The organism is Variovorax paradoxus (genome assembly GCF_022009635.1).
Lineage (GTDB): Bacteria > Pseudomonadota > Gammaproteobacteria > Burkholderiales > Burkholderiaceae_C > Variovorax.
Map to the genome: position 1 here is coordinate 449,216 of NZ_CP091716.1, position 21,224 is coordinate 470,439.

At 62.2% G+C, this 21,224-nt stretch carries 21 protein-coding genes and 3 pseudogenes; 7 read left to right on the top strand and 17 right to left on the bottom strand.

Annotated elements, in window-relative coordinates; genetic code table 11:
• Positions 1-26: 26 nt before the first annotated feature.
• From L3V85_RS02230 to L3V85_RS02240, 3 genes are read right to left on the bottom strand one after another with little or no spacing between them, the layout of a single operon-like run.
• Complete coding sequence (locus tag L3V85_RS02230) at positions 27-1,160, bottom strand: alpha/beta fold hydrolase (protein WP_237677802.1); 1,134 nt, start codon at positions 1,158-1,160, stop codon at positions 27-29.
• Entirely contained in the window at positions 1,157-1,642 is a 486-nt protein-coding gene (locus L3V85_RS02235; protein WP_237677803.1) for a MaoC family dehydratase, read from the bottom strand. The genes L3V85_RS02230 and L3V85_RS02235 overlap by 4 nt, the downstream gene beginning before the upstream one ends.
• A 1-nt stretch (position 1,643) precedes the next feature.
• The gene (locus L3V85_RS02240; protein WP_237677804.1) at positions 1,644-3,212 is read right to left on the bottom strand and encodes a class I adenylate-forming enzyme family protein; all 1,569 of its coding nucleotides are present in this window, start codon (positions 3,210-3,212) and stop codon (positions 1,644-1,646) included.
• A 241-nt stretch (positions 3,213-3,453) separates the two neighbouring features.
• Between L3V85_RS02240 and L3V85_RS02245 the strand changes: the two are divergent.
• Positions 3,454-4,073 (top strand): annotated as a pseudogene (locus L3V85_RS02245) (crotonase/enoyl-CoA hydratase family protein); the annotation flags it as partial.
• Between the two features lie 85 nt (positions 4,074-4,158).
• Here the strand turns inward: L3V85_RS02245 and L3V85_RS02250 are convergent.
• The 4 genes from L3V85_RS02250 to L3V85_RS02265 form a co-directional block, all read right to left on the bottom strand.
• Positions 4,159-5,343 carry an acetyl-CoA C-acyltransferase family protein gene (locus tag L3V85_RS02250; protein WP_237677805.1) on the bottom strand — a complete coding sequence of 395 codons (1,185 nt, stop codon included), beginning with the start codon at positions 5,341-5,343 and terminating at the stop codon, positions 4,159-4,161.
• A gap of 241 nt (positions 5,344-5,584) precedes the next feature.
• Positions 5,585-6,910: an IS1182 family transposase gene (locus L3V85_RS02255; protein WP_237674909.1), complete on the bottom strand. Its 1,326-nt coding sequence runs from the start codon at positions 6,908-6,910 to the stop codon at positions 5,585-5,587.
• Positions 6,901-7,197 carry a helix-turn-helix domain-containing protein gene (locus tag L3V85_RS02260; protein WP_237677806.1) on the bottom strand — a complete coding sequence of 99 codons (297 nt, stop codon included), beginning with the start codon at positions 7,195-7,197 and terminating at the stop codon, positions 6,901-6,903. The genes L3V85_RS02255 and L3V85_RS02260 overlap by 10 nt, the downstream gene beginning before the upstream one ends.
• A gap of 65 nt (positions 7,198-7,262) precedes the next feature.
• The gene (locus tag L3V85_RS02265; RefSeq protein ID WP_237677807.1) at positions 7,263-7,847 is read right to left on the bottom strand and encodes a DNA cytosine methyltransferase; all 585 of its coding nucleotides are present in this window, start codon (positions 7,845-7,847) and stop codon (positions 7,263-7,265) included.
• Between L3V85_RS02265 and L3V85_RS02270 the strand changes: the two genes are divergently transcribed.
• Both L3V85_RS02270 and L3V85_RS02275 read left to right on the top strand, forming a co-directional pair.
• A protein-coding gene (locus L3V85_RS02270; protein WP_237677808.1) for an IS3 family transposase occupies positions 7,846-8,981 on the top strand; the annotation gives its coding sequence in 2 pieces (ribosomal slippage) (positions 7,846-8,107 and positions 8,107-8,981; 1,137 coding nt in all). The genes L3V85_RS02265 and L3V85_RS02270 overlap by 2 nt on opposite strands.
• Positions 8,957-9,550 carry a recombinase family protein gene (locus L3V85_RS02275; protein WP_237677809.1) on the top strand — a complete coding sequence of 198 codons (594 nt, stop codon included), beginning with the start codon at positions 8,957-8,959 and terminating at the stop codon, positions 9,548-9,550. The genes L3V85_RS02270 and L3V85_RS02275 overlap by 25 nt, the downstream gene beginning before the upstream one ends.
• Here L3V85_RS02275 and L3V85_RS02280 read toward each other — a convergent pair.
• Positions 9,452-10,147, bottom strand: a complete 696-nt coding sequence (locus L3V85_RS02280; RefSeq protein WP_237677810.1) for a 2-oxoacid:acceptor oxidoreductase family protein — start codon at positions 10,145-10,147, stop codon at positions 9,452-9,454. The genes L3V85_RS02275 and L3V85_RS02280 overlap by 99 nt on opposite strands.
• 99 nt (positions 10,148-10,246) lie before the next feature.
• Complete coding sequence (locus tag L3V85_RS02285; protein ID WP_237677811.1) at positions 10,247-10,858, bottom strand: recombinase family protein; 612 nt, start codon at positions 10,856-10,858, stop codon at positions 10,247-10,249.
• Positions 10,859-11,022: 164 nt separating this feature from the next.
• On the opposite strand from L3V85_RS02285, the gene L3V85_RS02290 reads away from it, so the two are divergent.
• Positions 11,023-14,061, top strand: a complete 3,039-nt coding sequence (locus tag L3V85_RS02290; protein ID WP_237677812.1) for a Tn3 family transposase — start codon at positions 11,023-11,025, stop codon at positions 14,059-14,061.
• Positions 14,062-14,104: 43 nt separating this feature from the next.
• Here the strand turns inward: L3V85_RS02290 and L3V85_RS02295 are convergent.
• Positions 14,105-16,072: pseudogene (locus L3V85_RS02295) on the bottom strand (indolepyruvate ferredoxin oxidoreductase family protein); the annotation flags it as partial.
• Between the two features lie 289 nt (positions 16,073-16,361).
• Between L3V85_RS02295 and L3V85_RS02300 the strand changes: the two are divergent.
• Entirely contained in the window at positions 16,362-17,138 is a 777-nt protein-coding gene (locus L3V85_RS02300; RefSeq protein WP_237677813.1) for a GntR family transcriptional regulator, read from the top strand.
• Between the two features lie 49 nt (positions 17,139-17,187).
• Positions 17,188-17,700, top strand: a complete 513-nt coding sequence (locus L3V85_RS02305; RefSeq protein ID WP_237677814.1) for an AraC family ligand binding domain-containing protein — start codon at positions 17,188-17,190, stop codon at positions 17,698-17,700.
• Between the two features lie 15 nt (positions 17,701-17,715).
• Here the strand turns inward: L3V85_RS02305 and L3V85_RS02310 are convergent, their stop codons facing one another.
• The 7 genes and pseudogenes from L3V85_RS02310 to tnpA all read right to left on the bottom strand — a co-directional run bounded on the left by L3V85_RS02310 (position 17,716) and on the right by tnpA (position 20,756).
• The gene (locus L3V85_RS02310) at positions 17,716-18,219 is read right to left on the bottom strand and encodes a hypothetical protein (RefSeq protein ID WP_237677815.1); all 504 of its coding nucleotides are present in this window, start codon (positions 18,217-18,219) and stop codon (positions 17,716-17,718) included.
• On the bottom strand, positions 18,216-18,413 hold the full coding sequence (locus L3V85_RS02315; protein WP_237677816.1) for a transposase domain-containing protein: 198 nt from the start codon (positions 18,411-18,413) through the stop codon (positions 18,216-18,218). Before L3V85_RS02315 ends, L3V85_RS02310 begins: the two co-directional genes overlap by 4 nt.
• Positions 18,383-19,135: pseudogene (gene tnpC / locus L3V85_RS02320) on the bottom strand (IS66 family transposase); the annotation flags it as partial. The pseudogene tnpC and the gene L3V85_RS02315, both read right to left, overlap by 31 nt.
• The gene (locus tag L3V85_RS02325; RefSeq protein WP_237677817.1) at positions 19,038-19,400 is read right to left on the bottom strand and encodes an IS66 family transposase zinc-finger binding domain-containing protein; all 363 of its coding nucleotides are present in this window, start codon (positions 19,398-19,400) and stop codon (positions 19,038-19,040) included. The gene L3V85_RS02325 and the pseudogene tnpC, both read right to left, overlap by 98 nt.
• The gene (locus L3V85_RS02330) at positions 19,397-19,840 is read right to left on the bottom strand and encodes a hypothetical protein (RefSeq protein WP_237677818.1); all 444 of its coding nucleotides are present in this window, start codon (positions 19,838-19,840) and stop codon (positions 19,397-19,399) included. Before L3V85_RS02330 ends, L3V85_RS02325 begins: the two co-directional genes overlap by 4 nt.
• Positions 19,841-20,019: 179 nt before the next feature.
• Complete coding sequence (gene tnpB, locus L3V85_RS02335) at positions 20,020-20,358, bottom strand: IS66 family insertion sequence element accessory protein TnpB (protein WP_237677819.1); 339 nt, start codon at positions 20,356-20,358, stop codon at positions 20,020-20,022.
• The gene (gene tnpA / locus L3V85_RS02340; RefSeq protein WP_237677820.1) at positions 20,355-20,756 is read right to left on the bottom strand and encodes an IS66-like element accessory protein TnpA; all 402 of its coding nucleotides are present in this window, start codon (positions 20,754-20,756) and stop codon (positions 20,355-20,357) included. The genes tnpB and tnpA overlap by 4 nt, the downstream gene beginning before the upstream one ends.
• A gap of 63 nt (positions 20,757-20,819) precedes the next feature.
• On the opposite strand from tnpA, the gene L3V85_RS02345 reads away from it, so the two are divergent.
• Complete coding sequence (locus L3V85_RS02345; RefSeq protein WP_237677821.1) at positions 20,820-21,197, top strand: helix-turn-helix domain-containing protein; 378 nt, start codon at positions 20,820-20,822, stop codon at positions 21,195-21,197.
• Positions 21,198-21,224: the final 27 nt, after the last annotated feature.

The following is a 21,224-nucleotide window of genomic DNA, read 5'->3' on the forward strand; positions in this document are numbered from 1 at the left end:
ACGACGAACTGGACGGCTTCGGCGCTTCAGTCCAACTGCTCGCAGAACGCGACCAGGTCTTCGGCAAGCGCCCGCGGGTTTGTCAATGCCGGATAGTGTCCGCCGGACGCGTGGATCCTGAAGTCTTGAACGTGGTGGAGCCGCTCGGCCCACGATCTGGGCGGCGGCGGAAAGAAGCCGCCGCCGAAGAATGAGAAGCCCACGGGCGTCGACCCTGTTCCCCCGGGTGGCGCGCCAGTGTCGTCGCGACGCCTGCCGGCGGTGTAGACCCAATTGGCCGACGCGATCGACCCGGTGAGCCAGTAGGCCGTGATGATGGCGGCGAGGTCATCCATCCCCACCAGCGGGTTTTCGACAGCTTGCTCCGTCGTCCAGCCGTGAAACTTCTCGGCGATCCATGCTGCCAGCCCCGCAGGCGAATCGGCCAGTGCGGCGCTGGCCGTGTTGGGCCGCGTTGCCTGGATCTCGCGATAGCCCGCGTCGGCCGCAAGGCGCTTTTGCACCACCTTGATCCATTGCTGTTCGCTGTCTCCAGGTGGCCTCGCGGAGCCATCGAATCGCGGCCGCATCCCCATCATGGAGAGGTGGATCGCAGTCACCATGCGAGGAAAGTCGATGGCGAGCCAGCACGCAACCGTGCTGCCCCAATCGTTGCCATGAACGATGGCATTGCGAAAGCCCAGCCCTTCACCGATCACCTCCGCGATGCAGGCTGCCATCGAACGCGGACCCATGGGTTCCGCAGGTGCATCCGAGAAGCCAAATCCGGGAAGATCGATCAACACCGGGTACATGCCTTGCGCGACAAGATGCCTGGCGACATGAACGAATTCGAAGCTGCAACTCGGCCAGCCGTGCAGGAGGACGAGAGGTTTCGCTCCCTCTACTTTCCCGACGGGCAAGGTCACATGCAACCGATGTCCGGTGGAGCGGGCACGAACCATCAAGTGCTGTTCTCCGAACCTCTCGATGTCCTCGGACCAGCAATACGGTCCCGCGAGATGATCGCAAAGGCGATCGAGGTAATCCGCCTCGATTCCCTCGGTCCAGCCTGGACGCGCAACCTTCGGCTTGCGCCTGTCGTTCAGCCGCCGACGCATGTCCTGCAGCGCAGCAGCGTCGACGGGCAACGACCATTCCTGAACGGCGCCGCCGTTCATGGCGAAGCCTCGCCGCTCGATCGCGATTCCAGCGCCATGGCCGATCGGGTCTTGATCCATATTCTCATGATGACCACGCAGACACTGTTGCCGTCCTGCTTCTTCACGTCCCAGCGAATGTCCGCGATGCCGGATCCGGCGTCGCGTGGCTGCAGCTTTTCGACGGTTGCCACCACATGGATCGTGTCGCCGAAGAAAGTCGGCTTGGGATAGCGGATGCGCTCCGATCCGTAATTTGCGATCACCGTCTGGGTCTGTGGGGGCACGGCGAGCCCGCCCGCCATGGCGAAGATCATCACACCGGGTGCCACGCGTTGCTTGAAGACGCTGGCTTCGGCATACAGCACATCGCAATGGATAGGGAACCAGTCCCCCGTGAACATGCACCACATGGTCACGTCGGTCTCGGTGACGGTCCTGCGCTGAGTGATCTCGACGTCGCCGACCTTCAAATCATCGAAGCACTTCTCCAGCATCCGCATGTCAGGCCCCCGAGGCGGCTTGCGCGCCTGCACGAGACAGAGCCTGGGTCGCACGCGACTGCTCTGCCCGTTTCTGGATCTTGCCTGTGGCGCCGCGCATCAGTGCTTCGCGGAACTCGATCGACTTGGGCCTCTTGAACTGCGCCAGGCGGGTCTTGCACCAGTCCTTGACGTCTTCCGCATGGAGTGTCGTGCCCGGGCGAACCACGATGACCGCGTGCACCGCTTCGCCCCATTTCTCGTCCGGCACGCCGAACACACAGGTCTCGAGCACATCGGGATGCGCCGCAATGACGTTTTCGACCTCGATTGGGTAGACGTTGTAGCCGCCCGTGATGATCATGAATTGCTTGCGGTCGACCAGATAGAGGTACCCGTTCTCGTCAAGACGCCCCATGTCACCGGTGTGGAGCCATCCGTCCTTCAAGGTCTTGCGGGTCAGCTCCTCCTCCTTGTAGTAGCCCTCCATCACGAAGTCGCCAGCGACACAGATCTCGCCGACCTGCCCGGTCTCGCAAGGGTGTCCGTCATCGTCGCGGATCTGCACGCGGGCATGGATGGTGGGCTTCCCACACGAAGAAAGCAGGTCGTCGTTCGACTCCAATGCTCTCCTGTGATCGGTGGCGGACAGTTTGGTGAACCAACCGCCCGCGCCCTCCGTGGAGCCGTATATCTGCTCGAATTCGATTCCCTCGAAAACCTTTCCCCCGCGTCGGATCAGCGCGGGAGGCGTGGACGCCGAGCCATAGAGGATCTTGCGCATGGAAGACACATCGCGCGGCTTGCGTTCGGCCTCTTCGCAGACGGCCGTCAACATGGTGGGAATCAGCAGCGTGGACGTGCAACGATGACGCTCCATCAAATCCAGGGCGAGGTCCGCCTGGAAGCGCGGCATCACCACCGTCGTGAAGCCGAGCATCACATTCCACGTCGCAAGAACCGAGGGCACGCCGGCAGCAGGCAGGCAATGGAGGTACACGTCCTCTTCGGACAAGCCGATGTCCAGCAAGGTGAAGCCCATCGCATGGACCACCGAACGATGCAGCCAGACAGCGCCCTTCGGATTACCGGTAGATCCCGTCGTGTAGCAGATCTGCGCGACGTCCGAACCCGCGACGGGACCGGAATGGGCAGGTGCCTCGAAGTCGAGCATCGACTCGTACTCGCCAAGTTCTCCTTGGCCGTCGCCGGCATCGACGATGCCCAGTTCGATCGAACAGCCGTCGAGCAGGTTTCTGCAACCGGTCTCGGCGATCGCAAACCGCGCCCCCGAGTGCGCCACCAGTTTCTGGATATCGGTTGCCGCGAATCTGTAGTTGAGCCCCACCCGAATGGCGCCCAGGCGCGCCGCGGCGTAGATCACTTCGATCTGGACCGGGCCGTCAGCGACACAGACCGCAACCACGTCACCCTTCGCAAGCCCTTTCTTCTTGAAGGCCGCCACCAACGCGTCGACACGTCGGTCCAGTTCCTTCCAGGTCACCGCGCCGCTGGAATAAATGTAGGCTGGATGATTGGGACGTCGCAGGGCATGCGTTTTCAAGAATTCTGAAATCGTCGTGACGTCCATTTCGATCTCCTTCTGCCTCACATTGTTTTCACGGGCGGACCTTGGCCAAGCTGAGCCGCCTTCCCGCTTTCGCGGGCCGGCGTCGCGGAATACTACTGCAGTTTTTTGCACGATACAGCATTTTTTGTCTCACACAAACCAGGGTGGATTCATCGCTCCGGGCCAGCTCGTCCAGCTGGTACCGCCGTCGACCCGTTGAGTGGTGGTCGTGACCGCCGGACTGCGATGCGCACTTTGCGCACTGCGCTTGGGCGTGCTCACCGACGCTGGCAGAAACTTCTGTTCCGGCATAGACCTTAAGGCGTCCTGCGAAATGAGTTGCCAAGCGTCGAAGGTCGTGGATTCGGTGGACTCACGCGGAAGCCACCAAGAAGCCGCTGATCGCCGCCGTCGAAGGCTACGCTCTGGCGCGTGGCTTCGAAATCGTGCTGGCGTGCGATCTCATCGTCGCATCGCGCGTAGCCAAGTTCGGTTTGCCTGAAGTCAAGCGCGGGCTCGCAGCGAGCGCTGGCGGCATGATGCGGCTTCCGCGCCGCATTCCGTCTCACATTGCCATGCAGTACATCCTGCTGGGGACACGATGCGGGCTAACCGAGCTGCGGAACTGGAACTCGTGAACGAACTGACCGCCCCCGGCGACGCATTGAAAGCAGCTTTGGTCCTGGCCGCCAAGCTGCTTGCGAACGGCCCCTTGGGGCTGGCCGCGGCAAAGCGCGTTGTCTGCGACTCGCGAGACTGGAGCGACGCGGATATGTTCGAGCGACAGGCAGCCTACTGCGCCGCGGTGTTCGCGTCCGAAGACGCAAAGGAAGTGCGCGGGCGTTCGCTGAGAAGCGCCCGCCGGTCTGGCAAGGCCGGTGATCAGGCCCCGCGTTCAGCTTGAATCGGGCCACCGCGGCCAGCCTTCGAGCGGATGGCGAGTGGTGGCCTCCTGCATCGCGTGGTCTCAGGCCCGCTCAAAAATTGCGGCGATTCCCTGCCCTCCGCCGATGCACATCGTGACCAGTGCGTAGCGTCCACCGATCCGCTGGAGCTCGTGAATTGCCTTCGTCGCGATAATGGCTCCGGTCGCACCCACCGGATGGCCGAGCGAAATGCCCGATCCGTTCGGGTTTACCTTGGCCGGATCGAACTCCAGGGCGCGCGACACGGCACACGCCTGCGCAGCGAACGCCTCGTTCGATTCGATCACATCGAGGTCCGCCACGCGCAGGCCCGCGCGGCTGAGCGCGAGGCGGGATGCTGGCACTGGGCCCATGCCCATCACTTCGGGATCGACCCCGGCATGCGCATAGCTTACGAGTCGCGCGAGAGGCTTCAGGCCCGCGGAGCGCACTCCCTCCCCGGACGCGAGCACCAGCGCGCCCGCTCCATCGTTGATCCCGGAGGCATTGCCGGCTGTCACCGAGCCGCCCTCGCGGAAGGCGGCCTTCATTTTTGCGAGTTGCTCGTGCGTCGTATCGCCGCGCACGTGCTCGTCTGTGTCGAAGGTGACGGTCTCCTTTCGGGTGCGCACCTCCACGGGAACAATCTGGGACTTGAACCGGCCCTCGGCGATGGCCCTCGCGGCACGTTGTTGACTTCCCAAGGCGAGCGCGTCCTGTATCTCGCGAGTGATCGACTCGCGCTCGGCCACATTCTCCGCAGTGACGCCCATGTGGAATCGCCCGAAAGGATCCTGCAGCACACCGAGAGTGTAGTCGGTTGCGGTGAGGTCGCCCATGCGCCCACCCCAGCGGGCCGCGTTCATGAGGTACGGCCCTCGGCTCATCGCCTCCGCACCTGCGCCGATGGTGAACTCGGCCTCGCCGAGCAGGATCGTCTGGGCGGCGGAGACCACAGCTTGCAGGCCCGATCCGCAAAGCCGGTTCACGTTGAAGGCGGGCGTTTCGTTCGGAATGCCGGCCTCCATCGCGGCCACGCGCGACAGGTACGCGTCGCGCGGCTCCGTCGGGATCACATTGCCGATTACCACATGTCCTATCCGGGCGGGTTCCACGCCGCTGCTTGCGAGAGCGGCGCCGAGGGCAGTCGTGGCAATCTGCGAGAGCGGCACGTCCTTCAGGCTGCCACCGAAGGTGCCGATGGCGGTTCGCATTGCGGCGAGAACGAAGACTTCTGGTTGACTCATGGGGAAACTCCTTCTAAACGATTCTGCTGGCAGTCTCTGCTGACGCGGGAGGAAAGATGCTGCTCTCGGGCCTAGGAGTCCGCGCGGCAGAAGTTTTTCTGCGCCGCTGTGACCCCACGTTGAGTTGTGCGCGCCTCGCAAGCACTCGCGCGGCGCGTTGGCTGTTCTCGAACGACCACAAGGGCGCCTACTCGGCCTGCCGCAGGCGAGCGGCGCGCGGATTCACCCCCGGCCACGGGCCTCATCTGGCCATCAATGCGCTCATGCGCCGCAGGTTCAGCGCCAGACACACGAGCTTGAACTCGGCCTGGACCTTCTTCAATCCCCGCAGGCTGAACTGCCTGAAGCCCAGCACGCTCTTGATCCACCCGTTGGGCGCCTCCACGATCCACTTCCTCTTGCGGTAGGCCGCTCGGCCTTGGGGCGTCTTCAGCCTGGCATCCATCGCTGCGGTGCGCGGGTATTGTTCGGCGTCGATGTCCAGCGCCTGCTTGCCCTCTCGGCCCAGCGCCACGATCAGCTCGCTCGGGCTGTCCTTGAGCTGCTCGAACACGGCCTCCGAGCGGAAGCCCGCATCCGCCAGCACCTGTCGGGCATCCTCGCCCAGGTTGGCCTTCACCGCGGCCAACAGCACCGGCAGGCGGTCGCTGTCGGCGGCGTTGTTGCTGAGTTCCGCTGCCACCACGAGCTGCGCGCTCTCGTCCACCGCCGTGTGGGCGTTGTAGCCATAGTCGTAGCCCCCGCCCGAGCGCTTCATGATCCGACTGTCCGTGTCGGTGAAGCTCTCCTGGGCGCTGTCCTTGGGAACACCGAAGTCGCGCTTGTAGCGCCCGCCCTTGGGCTTGCCGTCCTTGTCGCGGGGTTTGCGTTCGTCGTCGGCGCTGCGCCCGCGGGCCGCATCGGCCTCGCGCTGGCGCTGCTCCAGGCGCAGCTTGGCCTCAGTGATCGCCTTGAGCCGGTCCTCCCGGCGCTTGATCTCCCCGGGAACGTCCAGGTCGGGTTCGTTCTTCTCCAGATCGTCGGCGGCACGCGCTCGGTTGAGCAGGCCGTCGATCTGCGCCTTGAGCTCGCCCTCGGCCTTGACCATCCGGTCATAGCTCATGGCCTTGTGGCGGCTCGCATTCGCCTTGAGCTTGGTGCCGTCCACCGCCACCGTGCCGAGCTTGACCAGGCCGCACTCACGCGCCAGGCGCACCACCTGCACGAACAGCGCCGCCAGCTCCTGCAGGTGCAGCGCCCGGAAGTCCGAGAGCGTGCGGTGCGCCGGGTAGTTCTCCGCGGCCAGCACCCGCAGGGCAACGTCCTCGTGCAGCTTGGCCGCCAGCTTGCGCGAGCTGAAGGTGCCGGTGGCGTAACCGTAAATCAGCACCTTGACCATCATGGCCGGGTGGAACGGCTGGTTGCGCGGCCCGCCCTTGGCATACCGGGCGTGGAAGGCGCTCAGATCCAGGCTGTCGACGCTGTCGCTGATGAAGTACGCCAGATGCCCTTCGGGCAGCCAGTCTTGAAGGGCGTCGGGAAGCAGTCTTTGCTGCTGCGGTTCATAGGGCAGGTAGCTCACGGGCATGCGCCAAATCTATCAAGCCTTCGCGCACTCGTCACGCCTTCTGCCGCGCACGCTCCTAGGTGTTCCTGTGCTGGCGCCATGATTGAGTCGTCCAAAAAGAAGGCCATATCGACGCCGAGGACAGTCGCGATCGATTGGAGTTTTTCCGCCGATGGACGAAGCGACTCACGGTTTTCAAGCTCCCAGAGATAGCTTTTGCTTAGACCGGCTTCGGCGGCCAACGCGTCAAGCGTCAGCTCCTTTTTCTTTCGGAGGATCTTCAGCTTTTCCCCGAGTTTTGAAGCCATGTCAGAAATCCTAAGGTTGGCGTGAGTCGATGCAATTTCAGCACAGGTACGCTTGAGGCTCGGCCTCATGCAACCTGCCGGAGTGCGGTCAACAGATCGGCCATGACAGGGGGACAGACACCATTGCCCAGAAGGTGCATCGCGGACCTCTTCACCTTCGGGAGGGCGTAGTCCTCGCGCATGCCCATGACGGCCTTGGCCTCGTGGATTTGGAGCATGCGCATGCGGTCGCCGTCGATGACCGCCCAACGGTCAACGGTGGTCAAGGAACCGATGGGGCGGTGGATGCTTCTGCCGGTCAGGCCGCTGCCCTTGGAGTAGTAGGGCGTGACGAACCGATCACCGAAAGCCGCACGGCCCGCTGCGATGCGTCGAATGGTCGCCGGCTTGCGCTTCGGCGTGATGATGGGACTCCAGTCCGGATAGTCCCAGTCGATCACGTTGGCCACCGGCTGGTGCTCGCGCTTTGGCAAACGAAGCTGAATCGGCGACTTGGACCGACTGCAAACCAGAAACACACGCTCGCGGTGTTGAGGCACGCCGCGTTCGGCGGCATCGAGAGAGCTGGCCCCAGAAAACTGAACAGCTCGATAAGGGTGGAAACTGCTCCTGAAGGCGAGGACCTCGCCTGTGTTGATTGGAGCGAACATGAGCAGAAGACCCCGCCGCACGCACTCAGCGGCATTCAAAGCCAAGGTGGCGCTGGCAGCGGTGCGCGGCGACAAGACGCTGGCCGAATTGGCGCAGCAGCATGACGTGCACCCCAACCAGATCACCGACTGGAAGAACCAACTACTCAGTCGGGCAGCCGATGTCTTCGGCGGCGAGCAGGCAACGCCAGAGCCTGCCATCGACCTGAAGGCGCTGCACGCCAAGATCGGTCAATTGGCGCTGGAGAATGATTTTTTGGAAGGCGCGCTCATCAAGGCCGGCATGCTGAGCGCAAAGCGATGATTGATCGAAGCCACGATCTGCCGATCCGGCGCCAAGCCGAGTTGGTGAACATCAGCCGCGGCTCAGCGTACTACGCGCCCAAACCTGTGTGCGATGCGGACCTCAAGCTGATGCGTCGCATCGACGAGCTGCACTTGGAGTTGCCGTTCGCCGGAGCGCGCATGCTGCGCGATCTCTTGCGCGGCGAAGGCGTCGCTGTGGGCCGCAAGCACATGACCACGCTGATGCGGCGCATGGGTATCACAGCGCTCTACAGGAAGCCCAACACCAGCAAGAAGAGGCCCGGGCGCACGATCTATCCCTACCTGCTGCGCACGCTTGCGATCACCCGGGCCAACCAGGTCTGGGCAATGGACATCAGCTACATCCCGATGGCCCGAGGCTTCATCTACCTTGCGGCAGTGATCGATTGGCACAGTCGCCGGGTGTTGGCCTGGCGGGTTTCGATCTCGATGGACACTGAGTTCTGCACCGATGCTGTCGAAGAGGCAATCGCCCGATACGGCACGCCCGAGATCTTCAACACCGACCAGGGCAGCCAGTTCACCAGCAGCGCGTTCACTGGCCTGCTGCACGATCACGGCATCCGAGTCTCAATGGACGGCAAGGGCTGCTGGCGCGACAACGTGTTCATCGAGCGGCTGTGGCGCTCGATCAAGTACGAGGAGGTGTACCTTCATGCCTACGAGAACGTGAGCCAGGCCCGAAGCGGAATCGGGCGCTACATCGACTTCTACAACACCCGACGTCCGCATTCGAGCCTCGGCGCCCGAACGCCGGACGTGGTGTACTTCCAGACGCTGCCATGGCCTTCGGCCAAGGCAGCCTAACCCCGCAGGATCCACTTAAAGAAATCGGAATCTGTTCAAGCCAACGGGGCCAGCTCTATCTTCAGATCGACGCCTTGACCAAGGCGGGTTGCCACAGGCTCTTTGATGACAAGATGAGCGGCAGCCGGGCCGAGCGGCCCGGTCTGGCCAGGGCGCTGGAAATGCTGCGTGAGGGCGACACCCTGGTCGTGTGGAAACTCGACCGGCTGGGCCGCAGCGTCAAGAATCTGGTGGAGCTGGTCGGCCAGTTGCACCAGCAAGGGGTGCAGTTCAAGAGCCTTACCGATGCCATCGACACAGGAACACCCTCGGGCCGATTCTTCTTTCACGTCATGGCCAGCCTGGCCGAGATGGAGAGGGAACTGACGGCAGAGCGTACCCGCGCAGGACTGGAAGTGGCTCGCCAATTGGGCCGCAAAGGCGGGCGCAAGCGGAAAATGACCGACAGCAAGATCGAATCAGCCAGGAAACTACTGGCCAACGGCGTGCCGCCGCGCGACGTGGCCAAGAACCTGGGCGTGTCCGTGCCAACTCTGTACCGCTGGATTCCGGCATCCTCGCAGGCTTAACGTACGCTGTGATCCGTTTCCTGAAGTGACCCCTGTTGCGATGCGCCCAGCCTCCACGAAGTCTGCGCCCTCGGCGCCGACCGCATCCACGATGTTGCGCTGCAAGCTACCTCGCGGATACTGCATGTCGGCCTTGCGAGAAAACTCTCCCGGCATCGTCTCCTGGGTGTTGACGACCATGCGCGTGCGGCCCTTGCTTGTAGCGGCCAGCGTCTTCGAGTTGCCGGCAACAATCATGTCGCACCCCAGTACCAGATTCGCACCTCCGGCCGCGATGCGGATGGTCTTGATGGCCTCGGGCGACTTGCCAAACCGCAGGTGGCTCCATACTGAGCCGCCCTTCTGCGCAAGACCTGCCATGTCCAGGATGCCACACCCCAGGCCTTGAAGGTGAGCAGCCATTCCGAGAATCGCGCCGATGGTCACTACGCCGGTGCCGCCCATGCCCGTGACGAGGATGCTGTAGACGCCGCGCTCAAGCGATGGCAGTTCTGGCTCCGGAAGAGCGACGAACAAGCCGCCGGAGTCGGCGACTCGCTCTGGCTTGCGAAGCGAGCCGCCAAGCACCGTAACGAAGCTGGGGCAGAAGCCCTTCACGCAGGAGTAGTCCTTGTTGCAGGACGACTGGTCAATGGTCCGCTTGCGACCTGGGGTTCTACGCCCAAATCCACGAAAATTTCAGAATCCCGCTTTTTCTCACCGTTCCAACAGCTTTTGGCCATCTTGGCGCAGTACCCCATCTGGCCCAAGATGCCGGTAAAGGGTTTGCCGCGTGACTCCCAACTCCTTGCATAGGTCGCTCACGACCGTTTCCTTTTGGCCCATGGCCGCCATGGCCAGGCGCAATTTCGCCGACGTCATCTTGTACTGACCGCCCCCATTGCGTCCACGCGCGCGGGCAGACGCCAAGCCCACCTTGGTACGCTCTGAAATCAGCGCCCGCTCAAATTCAGCCAGGGCCGCAAAGATGCCGAACACCAGTTGACCTTCAGGCGTTCTCGTATTGATGGAGGCGCCATGCCCTGTCAACACCTGGAAGCCGACACCTTTGCTTGTCAGCTCATGCACCGTGTTGATGAGGTGGCGCAAATTACGGCCAAGACGATCAAGTTTCCACACAAGCAGCGTATCGCCTGCCCGCAACGCTTTCAGGCAGTTGATGAGTCCGGGCCGTGCGTCCAGGCTTCCAGATGCCAAATCTTGATAAATATGCTCAGCACAAATGCCGGCGGCAAGCAATGCATCCCTTTGCATGTCCAAAACCTGGGAGCCATCCGCCTTGGAAACGCGCATGTAGCCGATCAGCATCGTGTCACCTGAACGAACGTTCGCGTGACACACAGCAAATGGGTCGATTGAACACAAAAATATGTCACTTTGCTAGTCACTTAGTCAGTGTATCGTGAACCACCAAAGATATTGACCATATTACAAAACCATGCATACCAACCACATTCCTTTGAAAGTCCCACGTGCGCGGTGACCGCAATGCGCGACTGACCATCCTTTCAGAGGCCGAAAAAACAGCCCTCTACGGTATTCCAAATTTCGACGACTTCCAACGCATCGCATTCTTTGCCATGACCGATGCGGAACGCGCCCTCGCATTGGGGCGCAAAAGCGTTCTGGCACAGGTCTATTGCCTTTTGCACATTGGGTACTTCAAAGCCAAGCAAGCCTTCTTTCAATTCTCTCTTGACGACGTGCAACATGAGGACGTCGATTTCCTTTTGCAGCGATATTTCCCGGGCCAGACGCTTGTCAATGCGCCGTTACACACCAGCGAATACTATGTGCAGCGCAATAAAATTGCCAAATTGTTTGGCTACCGCATGTGCTCAGACGACGATCTGCCCGCGTTGCGGGCCAAGGCAACACTGCTGGCACGCACGGACGTAACCCCTACTTTCTTGCTGGCTGAGCTGATGGTATTCCTGATTGGCCAGCGCATCGTGCGGCCGGGCTACACCACGCTGCAAGACCTGATCACGAATGCACTATCAGTCGAGCGTGAACGCCTGGAAAAACTTGTAGAAGTGGACCTGACCGATACGGCACGCAAAGCGCTGCAGCAACTGCTGGAACGTGATGACGCCTTGTCCGAATTGGCTGCCCTGAAGCAGGACGCCAAGAGCTTTCGCTACCGCCAGATGGGCTTGGAACGCCAAAAACGCCTCACCCTGGCTCCCTTGTATGCCATCGCCAAAGCCCTGCTGCCAAGCCTTGATATCTCGCAACTCAACATCGCCTACTACGCCAGTCTGGCGAACTTCTACACCATCTACGATTTGCGGCGATTCAAGCCCGGTCAGACCAACCTCTATTTGCTGTGCTACGCCTGGCAGCGCTACCGACAACTCACGGACAACGTGGTGGAAGCCTTTGGCTACCACACGCGCCATCTTGAAGACGACACCAAAGAAGTCGCGAACCAGCAGGCCGTCCAAATACACAATGAACGGCAGCAAACCACGCCACGCGTGGGCGAATTGCTCCTGCTGTATGTGGATGACTCGCTCACTGATGTGACGCCTTTCGGCACCGTGCGCCACCGGGCCTTCCGCATCATGCCCGAGGAGAAGCTGCGCTCGACCGGCAAGCTCCTGACGCAGACGCCTGTCAGCCAGATGGATTTGCGCTGGCAAGCGGTGGACAAGCAAAGCGGACTTTGCACGAAAAATTTGCGCCCACTGGCTCTCGCCCTGGATTTCGCAAGCAGCAGCGCCAGCGGCAAGGTCTGGCTGGCAGCGCTGCAATGGATGAAAGAAGTCTTTGTCCGTCAACAGCGCCTTGCCAATCAGCCGCTGGAGGACATTCCACAGCGCACGATACCCACCAGGTTGAGAAACTTCCTGCTGAGCTTTGACCAGGATGGCAAGCCAGTGGGCCTGCGTGGCGACCGGTACGAGTTTTGGGTCTATCGGCAACTGCGCAAACGCCTTGATGCGGGGGACATTTATCTTGACGACAGTGTGCAGCACCGGCGTTTTGCCGATGACCTGGTATCCCTGGAGGCCAAGGCCGAAGCCCTCAAGGCGCTGGACATCCCTTGGTTGCGTCAGCCGGTTGACCAAACGCTTGATGCCTTGTTTGTCGAACTCGATACTCAGTGGCGGGCATTCGATTCGGAACTGCGCAGCGGCAAGCTCAAGCACCTGGAGTTTGACCCAGTCAAACAAACGTTGACGTGGCACCGGCCCAAGGCAGACAAGGACAAGCAACTGCAGCAAGGGTTCTACGGCAAGCTCCATGCGCGCGACGTTGCCGACGTATTCCGGTTTGTGAATGAAAGGTGCAACTTTCTCTCGGCCATGACACCCTTGCAGCCACGGTACGCCAAGAAAGTCGCCGACGCTGACAGCCTGATGGCCGTGATCATTGCGCAGGCCATGAACCATGGCAACTTCAAAATGGCCGAAACCTGCGACATCCCGTATCACGTTCTGGAAGCCTCGCACCAGCAGCACCTGCGGCCGGCCACGCTGATTGAGGCGAGCGACATCCTCAGCAACTTCATCGCCAGCCTGCCCATCTTCCCGTACTACTCCATCGACATGGAGGTGCTGTACGGCAGCGTGGACGGGCAAAAGTTTGCGGCAGCCTCTCCGACGCTCAAGGCCCGCCATTCACGCAAGTATTTTGGCAAGGACCGTGGCGTTGTCGCCTATACCTTGCTGGCCAACCATGTGGCGCTGCAAACCCAGTTGCTGGGCGCCAACCAGCATGAGAGCTACTGGGTGTTTGACATTTGCTACAACAACACGTCCGACATCAAGCCAACCACGATCACGGGCGACATGCACAGCATCAACATGGCCAACTTTGCCATCCTGCACTGGTTTGGCATGAACCTGGCGCCACGCTTTACCAATTTGCATGCGCAATTGAAGCACCTCTACCGTGGCCCTGGCCAGGAGGGTTATGCTGATTTCCTGATTCAGCCAGTGGGACAGATTGACCGTCATCTGATTGCCGCTGAAAAATCCAACTTGGATCACATTGCCGCCACCCTGGGACTCAAGGAAATGAGCCAAAGTGTGCTGGTGCGCAAAATCTGCACCCTGTCCGGGCACCACCGCACGCGCAAGGCCCTCTTCGAGTACGACAAGCTGATCCGCACTATCTACACGCTGCGCTACTTGCGCGATCCTCAATTGCAGCGTGATGTCCACCGCTCTGAAAACCGCATTGAGTCCTACCACCAGCTGCGCTCGACCATCGCCCAGGTCAACGGTAAAAAGGAACTTACCGGGCGTACCGACCTGGAAGTGGACATCAGCAACCAGTGTGGCCGGTTGATCGCTAATGTGGTGATCGCCTACAACTCGATGCTGCTGTCGGGACTTCTTGGCCGGTGTCTGGCAACGGGGAACGACAAGGCATTGGATTTGCTCAGGCGGATTTCACCAGCGGCGTGGCAGCATCTGCATTTCCTGGGGCACTATGCCTTCAGAGACAACCGCAATCCGATTGACTTGGAAGCGATTCTGGCGGGGATTGACTGGGGGTAATCCCCGTAGCGGGAAATTTCGAGGGTTTGGGCGTACAACCCCGACCTAGCTCTGTCTCCAGCGGCTGGACCGACACGCAGTTGGACTTCACGCCGCAGTCGCCACACCCTTCGCAGACGAGGTCGTTGATAAGCAGTCGCTTGGCCGGATCCGGAAATTTGCCGCGCTTGCGCCGGCGTCGCTTCTCCGCAGCGCAGGTCTGGTCGTAGATGAGCGCGGTAGCTCCCTCAATCTCCCGCAGCTCCTTCTGGATGACGTTGATGTCGTCGCGATGGTGAACGGTCAAACCCTGGGGCCAATTGATGCCAGCAGGGTACTTCTCGGGCTCGTCGCTGACGACCACGATGCGCTTGACGCCCTCGGCATGGACTTGGTGCGCGATGGTGGGAACGTCAAGCGGTCCGTCGTGGCGCTGACCTCCCGTCATGGCCACAGCGTCGTTGAACAGAATCTTGTAGGTGATGTTGGTCTTCGCCGCGACTGCGGCTCGGATGGCCAGCAGACCCGAGTGAAAGTAGGTCCCGTCGCCGATGTTCTGGAACATGTGCTGGCGCTTGGAGAACGGAGCCTCGCCGACCCACGACATGCCCTCAGCACCCATCTGCGTGTACCCGGTGGTGGAGCGGTCCATCGCCTGGGCCATCCAGCTGCACCCAATCCCAGCGTAGCCCTTGCTGCCTTCCGGGAGCACCGTCGATGAGTTGTGGGGACAGCCGCTGCAGAAGTAGAAGCTGCGAGACAGGATGTCGATGACGCCTTTTGGGACGCGCATGGAGCGAATCTCGTCGAGCCGTTGGCGCAGGCCTTCAGGCTTGCCGTCGTGAAGCTGCAGAAGGCGCTCGGCAATGGCGACCGCGATCTGATTGGAGTCGAGCGCCATTTCCGATTGGAAGAGGCTTTGTCCCTCCTCATCGAGCTTCCCGATGATGGCGGGCGCGCCGACTTTTCCGTAGAGCTGCTCCTTGAGCTGGGTCTCGAGCAGGCTGCGCTTCTCCTCCACGACGATGACCTTCTGGAGCCCTTCCGCGAAGCGCACGGCCCCGGTGGGCTCCAAGGGCCAGGTCATGCCGACCTTGTAGATGCGGAGCCCGACCTGGCCCGCCTGCTCTTCCGTGAGGTCCAGGTCGTGCAGGGCCTGCAGCACGTCGAGGTAGCTTTTCCCGTGTGTAACGATGCCCAGCTTCGCCGAGGCGCCATCCACGACGATTCGGTCGATGGCGTTGGCGCGCGCGAAGGCCTTCACGGCCTCGAGCTTGTGCCGGTGCAGCCTGGCTTCCTGGGCCTGCGGCGTGTCCGGCTGGCGGAGGTTCAGGCCGTCCGCGGGCATTTCCACGTTGTCGGGCAGAACGATGCGAACGCGGTCTACGTCGACGTCGATGGAAGCGGTAGCCTCCACGGTGTCCTTGACACACTTCATGCCGACCCAGCACCCGCTGTAGCGAGACAGTGCCCAGCCGAAAAGGCCGAAGTCCAGGATTTCCTGGACGCCGGCGGGGCTCAGCACGGGAATCATGGCGTCTACCATCGCGAACTCGCTCTGATGGCAGGTCGTCGAGGATTCGCAGGTGTGGTCGTCGCCCATCAGGACCAGGACGCCGCCATGCTTCGATGAGCCCGCCAGGTTCCCGTGCCGGAAGGCGTCACCCGTACGGTCAACGCCGGGCCCCTTGCCGTACCACATGGCGAACACGCCGTCGTACTTTCCTTCTCCGCTGGCCTCGGCTTGCTGCGAACCCCAGACCGCCGTGGCAGCCAGGTCTTCGTTTACACCCGGCACGAACACGACGTTGTGGGCGGCGAGAGGCTTGGCAGCCTTGTTGAGCTGCTCGTCAAAGGTGCCGAGTGGCGAACCGCGGTAACCGGTGATGTATCCAGCGGAGTTGAGCCCGAGCGCCCGGTCGCGCATGTGTTGAGTCATCGGTAGCCGCACCAGTGCCTGGGTGCCGGAAATGAAGACCCGACCATGGGCGAAGGTGTACTTGTCGTCGAGGCTGACTGGGTGAAGGCTCATTCGGACCTTTCAGGGTTGAGACCGGACCGAGCGCGCCTCGCGAAGGCGACAAAGGCTCGAGCGCCGAATGCCGCTGGGATAGGGAAACCTCGCATTTGAAGCAGGCCGGTAAAAGTTCTACAACTCTATGTCGGTACACGTGTCGACACTTATCTTTTGAGCTCATGAATATGCAATCGGCGTCATGGAAATCCCTTGGTAGAAGCTCTCTGCGCTTCGGGGGCAAGGCGCACGGCTTTGCGGTGGGCGAAGGAAGCGGAATAACGGCGGTCTCGAACCAGTCCAGCCCGTGAAGTCCTCGAAGATCAAGCAAATGCAGCCTGCGAGAGCTGCGACAGTCAGGGACGAGAGCAACGTGCAGCGGCTCTACTACGAGCTACGCGACCGGGCAATGCGGTACGACTTCAGGCCGGGCGCCCGAATCAATGAAAAGCAACTCGGTGAGCAGTTTGGTGTTGCGAGGGCCACCCTCCGGGAAGCTCTTAATCGGCTTGCTGCAGAAGGCTTGCTGGAGTTCGTTTTGAACAAGGGGTTCTACCGCAAGGCGATCAGCGTCGACGAGGTCTTTGACCTCTACCAAGTTCGCATCGCCCTGGAGCGTCGAGCCGTGATGCTGGCAATCCAGCGCGCATCAGACGCCGACATCGCTTCGGTCAAGGGTTTCTGGGTCGACGTGATGAAGCATTCCGCGGCGATGTCCACCGGAGACATGGTTCTCGCCGATGAAGAATTTCACCGAAGGCTTGTTGCGCTCTCGCACAACAAGGAGATCATGTCGTTCATGGATATCGTCACGCGTCGAATCCACGTCGCTCGCCACGTAGACATCGAGCAGCTGTCGTCGTGGAACCTTACGTCGTTCGATGCGCACATGAACGTCATCGACTTCATCGCACTACGAAGGACCGAGGAAGCGCTACAGACGCTCACCGACCACATCGACATGAGCCTCAAGCGGGCAATCGAAATCACAAAGGAAATGGTTGCCCGCTTCTTCTTGGTTGAAGCATCGGCATCGCTCCAGGCCGCCGACCGCTCTTCCAAGTCAGAAAAAGTGACTGCGTAGCAAGGCTTGGCGTAGTCGTGACCGCGGTTGAGTTCTTCGGGAGATTTCGATGTCCGACCCTCTACGCATCATTCATGGCCGATTCGGAAGGGCCGTACTCGTGCGCCTGGACCATTCCATGGTCCTCCATGCGCACAGAGAATGTCACATCGTTTTCAAGATAGGTGGGGCGGACATTCAGTTTGGCGTCGGTGCCAAGGAGTATCCCGTTACGGCGCAAAGCGCACTCATGATTAACGCGTGGGAACCTCACTACTACCACTACAGAGAGACCGGGGCGAAGACCGTCCTGCTCGCCTTCTACCTCAACCCGCATTGGTTGAAAGAGGTTGACCGTCGCTTCGCGGGAAGCACCCATCCCAAGTTCTTCGAGCGTCCGGTGGAGGTTCTGAGTCCCCGCCTTGCACGAGGACGCGACGACGTCCTCGATGCGCTCGGGCAGCTCGAGCCGCCGAACGTGCAAGACATGGAGAACCTCATCGCATCCATCTTCTCGGAGATTCTCACGCTGTCTCCTCCTCGAACGCTCCCTCAGCGTGAGCGTCCAGTCCGACCATCTTGACCGGCCGCACGCGGGTCACTTGGACTGCAGCTGTGCTCCGACGTAGGCCACACACTCCACGAGGCTGAGGGCGGCCAGCAGCAAGAACTTCTCGGCGTCAGTTCTCACGCGCAACAGATCGTGCTCGCCGAGATAGCCGTACACGAACGCAAGCAGGTAGCGCTCAGGGTGGTCGACGCAGGACTTCGTGATCATCTGCTCGACGAGGGCTGGCGGCACGCCTTCGGTGAACTCCATCGTCGCCGTCAGCCGCCGCAAGGAGGTTTCCTGGACGTCTTCAGAGATCGTCGGCACGGCGTGCCCGCAGTGCTTCATGGCCTGGAAGGCGACCAGCAGAACGTGGATGGGCACTTCAAGCTGCAGCATGTCGACCCCGTAGCGAGGCAACACAAGGATGGAGGCCAGCAGGTTGGGCTGCTGGACGTGGATTTCGTCAGCCAGATCAACCTTCTGCTGCGCGCTCATGCGGTCGACGTCGATGTTCGCCCGGACCATCACGGTCTGCGTGAGCAAGGTCATGGTGCTGCGTCGCACGCGGGCTGCCATCGGTGCGGCAGCAAGTCCTCGATCTGGCTGGCGCGCTGCGTCGGCAGGCGCTGCAGCACGTCGCGCAGGTAGGCCCAGGGTCGTGGCCGTTCAGGCGCGCCGACTGCACCAGGCTCATCACGATGGCCGCTCGCTGGCCGGCCAGTTCGCTGCCCACGAACATCCATGCCCGGCGACCCATCGCCCACGGTTTGATTTGGCGCTCCAGGTGGTTGTTGTCGATGGCGACCGCGCCGTCGTTCAGGTGGCGCGTCAGCGCGGTCCAGTGCCCCAGCGTGTAGTCGATGGCCTTGGCCGTCGGGCCGCCGTCGGCCACCAGCCTGCGCTCCAGTTGCAGCCAGTGCTTGAGCTCTTCCCACAGCGGCCTGGCGAGCTGCTGGCGTTGTGCCCGGCGATCATCGTCGCTGAGGTCTTGGAGCTGCGCCTCGACGCCATAGATGCGCGCGAAGCGACGCACCGCCTCCAGGCCCACCACGCTGGTGCCGTCGTGCGTCAACTCTTCGAAGTTGCGGCGCGCGTGCGCGGCGCAGGCGGCGCCCAGGCGGTCCGGATACAGCCGGGGATCGACCACAGTCTCGTAGGCGCTGTAGCGGTCACTCAGCAGCGTGCCCGACCATCGTCTGCCGTGTCTCTCTCGGCCTCCCAGGAAGGCCAGCGGGTACTGCGCCCCGCGTCCCGGGCAGAACTCGTAGATCACCCCAGGCACCTTGTCGTGCCAGCTTCTGGCGTAGGCCCAGACGTAGGCTCTTCGCGTCTTGCCCGCGCCTGGGTCCAGCAGGGACACGGGTGTCTCATCGGCGTGCAGCACCGCACAGCTGAGGATGAAGCGCCTGTGCGCCTCGTGCAGCGGCTGCAGCGCCGCGCCGGCCTGGCCGGTGATGGACGCCAGCGTGGAGCGCGGTGTGCACGCCGCTGCGGGCGTTGATGGTCGTTTGCCGGTAGTACGGCATGTGGTCCACGAAGCGGCTGATCAGCGTGTGCGCGACGAAGCCGCTGGCAGCGATACCGCCTTCGATGACCTCTGCCACGCTGGGCGCCTGGCGCAGCACCTGGCAGCAGCGGCAGGCCCACTTGCCATAGATGTGGCGGTGCACGAAGAACTCGGCCGGCACGATGTCCAGGCGCTCGCTGACCTCCTGGCCGATGCGCGTCATCGGGCGCCCGCAGCCGGGCTCCAGGCAGTCGGTGCGCTCGGGCTCGTGGTGGTGTTCGACACGGCGCAAGTGATCGGGAACGGGTTGCGGCGCGGCCGGCGCGAGGGCGCCTTGGTCGTTGTGTCCGAGGCTGCTGCGGCGGCCGCAGCCGCGGCGGCTTCACGCCGAAGCCGCTCGAGCTGCTCGCGCAGGCCCGCCTCGTCCTCGGCCAGCGTCTCCTCGAACAGGCGGCGCTGCTCGGCGTTCATGGCCTCGGACTTGGCGCCGAACTTCCAGCGCTTGAGCCTGGCCAGCTCGAAGGTGATCTTCTCGATCTTGGCCTCGCGCAGGGCGATCTCGCGGTCCTTGCGCTGCAGCAGCGCGTCGCGCTCGGCGAGCGCCTGGTCGCGCTGCGCAAGGACACGGCCATGCTCGGCCAGTTGCTGCTGCTGGTCTTGCACCCGCTGGAGCAGCTGAGCAACCAGCGCAGCTGTCTCGGCGGACAGTCCCGAAGGATTCGCTACAGGAAGATCACGCGCACCAAGCATGCGTTGAATGATGCCAGTGCACGCCGATGCCAACATCGGCACATCCCCCGTCAACGCTTGGGGCAGGTGGCGTTGGCGTTGGCGCCGGCTCCTCAGGCTCGCGTGATGACGCTCAGCTCGGGAAGCCGCTGCCAGGGCAGGCCCAGGACCAAGGCGTCGAACTGCGCAGGTGTGAGCGACAGCAAAGGCGTCGCATCGGTCGTGCTGGGCCAGACGAAGCGCCCCGCGTTGAGCCGGCGCGCCGCGCACCACACGCCGAAGCCGTCGTGCACCAGCAGCTTGACACGCGTGCCGCGGGCGTTCGCGAACAGGTAGCCATGGTGCGCCTGCGCTGCGCCGAAGACTTGCACAACGCGCGCCAACAGGCGCTCGGCGCCGGCGCGCATGTCGATAGGGTCTGCGGCCAGCCACATCGCGTCGATGCGGATCATCGAAGCAACTCGCGCATCCAGGCCGCGCACTCGCTTGCGGCGCTCGCCGGCCAGGTCACGGTGACCGCGATCGGCCCACGTCGCAGCTCGATGCGAACGTCCGGGCTATGAGCCGGCTGCACTGGTGGCGGCAAGCTGACCGGGACGAACACTGTCTTGGCTTCTTGCGCCTTGGGGCCCTCGACGGTGGTCGCGCTGACGACGGTGGTTGCCGAGTTCATCTCTGCGTCGCGAACCCATCGGCGCAGCAGATTCGCGTTGACGCCGTGGGCCATTGCCACCGCCGCCATCGACATGCCCGGCTGCATGCAGCTGGCCACAGCGTTTGCCTTGAATTCGTCGCTGTGAATGCGACGTCGCCGGCGTGTGCCGGCTTGCTGATCGGGGATAGTGCTCACGTGTCCACCAAGAGTTGTTGATGGGGACTAGGCTCCTATGCTCCGAGCAGGCTTTCAAGATGGTTGGACTGGACGCTCACCCCTCAGCTCGCAAGCGCACGGGTTGAGCGCGACTACGACGCGCGCATTCGAAAGATTGTCGAACGCATGCTTGGCGACGGTGACATGCTCAGCAGCCCTGAGGACATGGCGGCTTTAGCTGGGTTGTCACGCGCGCAGTTCTTCAGGCTTTTCAAGAAGTCGACCGGACTGCCGCCCACCTTGTTTCTGAGCATGTTGAAGATGGAAGCGAGCCTGCAGAAGGTTGCTCAGCGCGACATCTCCCTGCAGGACATTGCCTTTGACCTGGGATTCGATACGGCTGGAAACTTCACGCGCTTCTTCGTTGGGATGCAGGGTTTTGCGCCCAGCAAATACCGCAAACTTCTCGAGGTCGTTTGAAGACATCTCGCGGGCGCTCTCCCCTCC

Coding starts and splice junctions, on each gene's coding strand:
- L3V85_RS02325 (WP_237677817.1), bottom strand. CDS start 19,400: ATGACGCGCATCGGCCAGGAGGTCAGCGAGCGCCTGGACATCGTGCCG.
- L3V85_RS02250 (WP_237677805.1), bottom strand. CDS start 5,343: ATGAGTCAACCAGAAGTCTTCGTTCTCGCCGCAATGCGAACCGCCATC.
- L3V85_RS02240 (WP_237677804.1), bottom strand. CDS start 3,212: ATGGACGTCACGACGATTTCAGAATTCTTGAAAACGCATGCCCTGCGA.
- L3V85_RS02285 (WP_237677811.1), bottom strand. CDS start 10,858: ATGCTGATCGGCTACATGCGCGTTTCCAAGGCGGATGGCTCCCAGGTT.
- L3V85_RS02275 (WP_237677809.1), top strand. CDS start 8,957: ATGGCCTTCGGCCAAGGCAGCCTAACCCCGCAGGATCCACTTAAAGAA.
- L3V85_RS02265 (WP_237677807.1), bottom strand. CDS start 7,847: ATGTTCGCTCCAATCAACACAGGCGAGGTCCTCGCCTTCAGGAGCAGT.
- L3V85_RS02230 (WP_237677802.1), bottom strand. CDS start 1,160: ATGAACGGCGGCGCCGTTCAGGAATGGTCGTTGCCCGTCGACGCTGCT.
- L3V85_RS02255 (WP_237674909.1), bottom strand. CDS start 6,910: ATGCCCGTGAGCTACCTGCCCTATGAACCGCAGCAGCAAAGACTGCTT.
- L3V85_RS02235 (WP_237677803.1), bottom strand. CDS start 1,642: ATGCGGATGCTGGAGAAGTGCTTCGATGATTTGAAGGTCGGCGACGTC.
- L3V85_RS02310 (WP_237677815.1), bottom strand. CDS start 18,219: ATGACCTTGCTCACGCAGACCGTGATGGTCCGGGCGAACATCGACGTC.
- tnpB (WP_237677819.1), bottom strand. CDS start 20,358: ATGATCCGCATCGACGCGATGTGGCTGGCCGCAGACCCTATCGACATG.
- L3V85_RS02305 (WP_237677814.1), top strand. CDS start 17,188: ATGTCCGACCCTCTACGCATCATTCATGGCCGATTCGGAAGGGCCGTA.
- L3V85_RS02315 (WP_237677816.1), bottom strand. CDS start 18,413: ATGGATGTTCGTGGGCAGCGAACTGGCCGGCCAGCGAGCGGCCATCGT.
- L3V85_RS02260 (WP_237677806.1), bottom strand. CDS start 7,197: ATGGCTTCAAAACTCGGGGAAAAGCTGAAGATCCTCCGAAAGAAAAAG.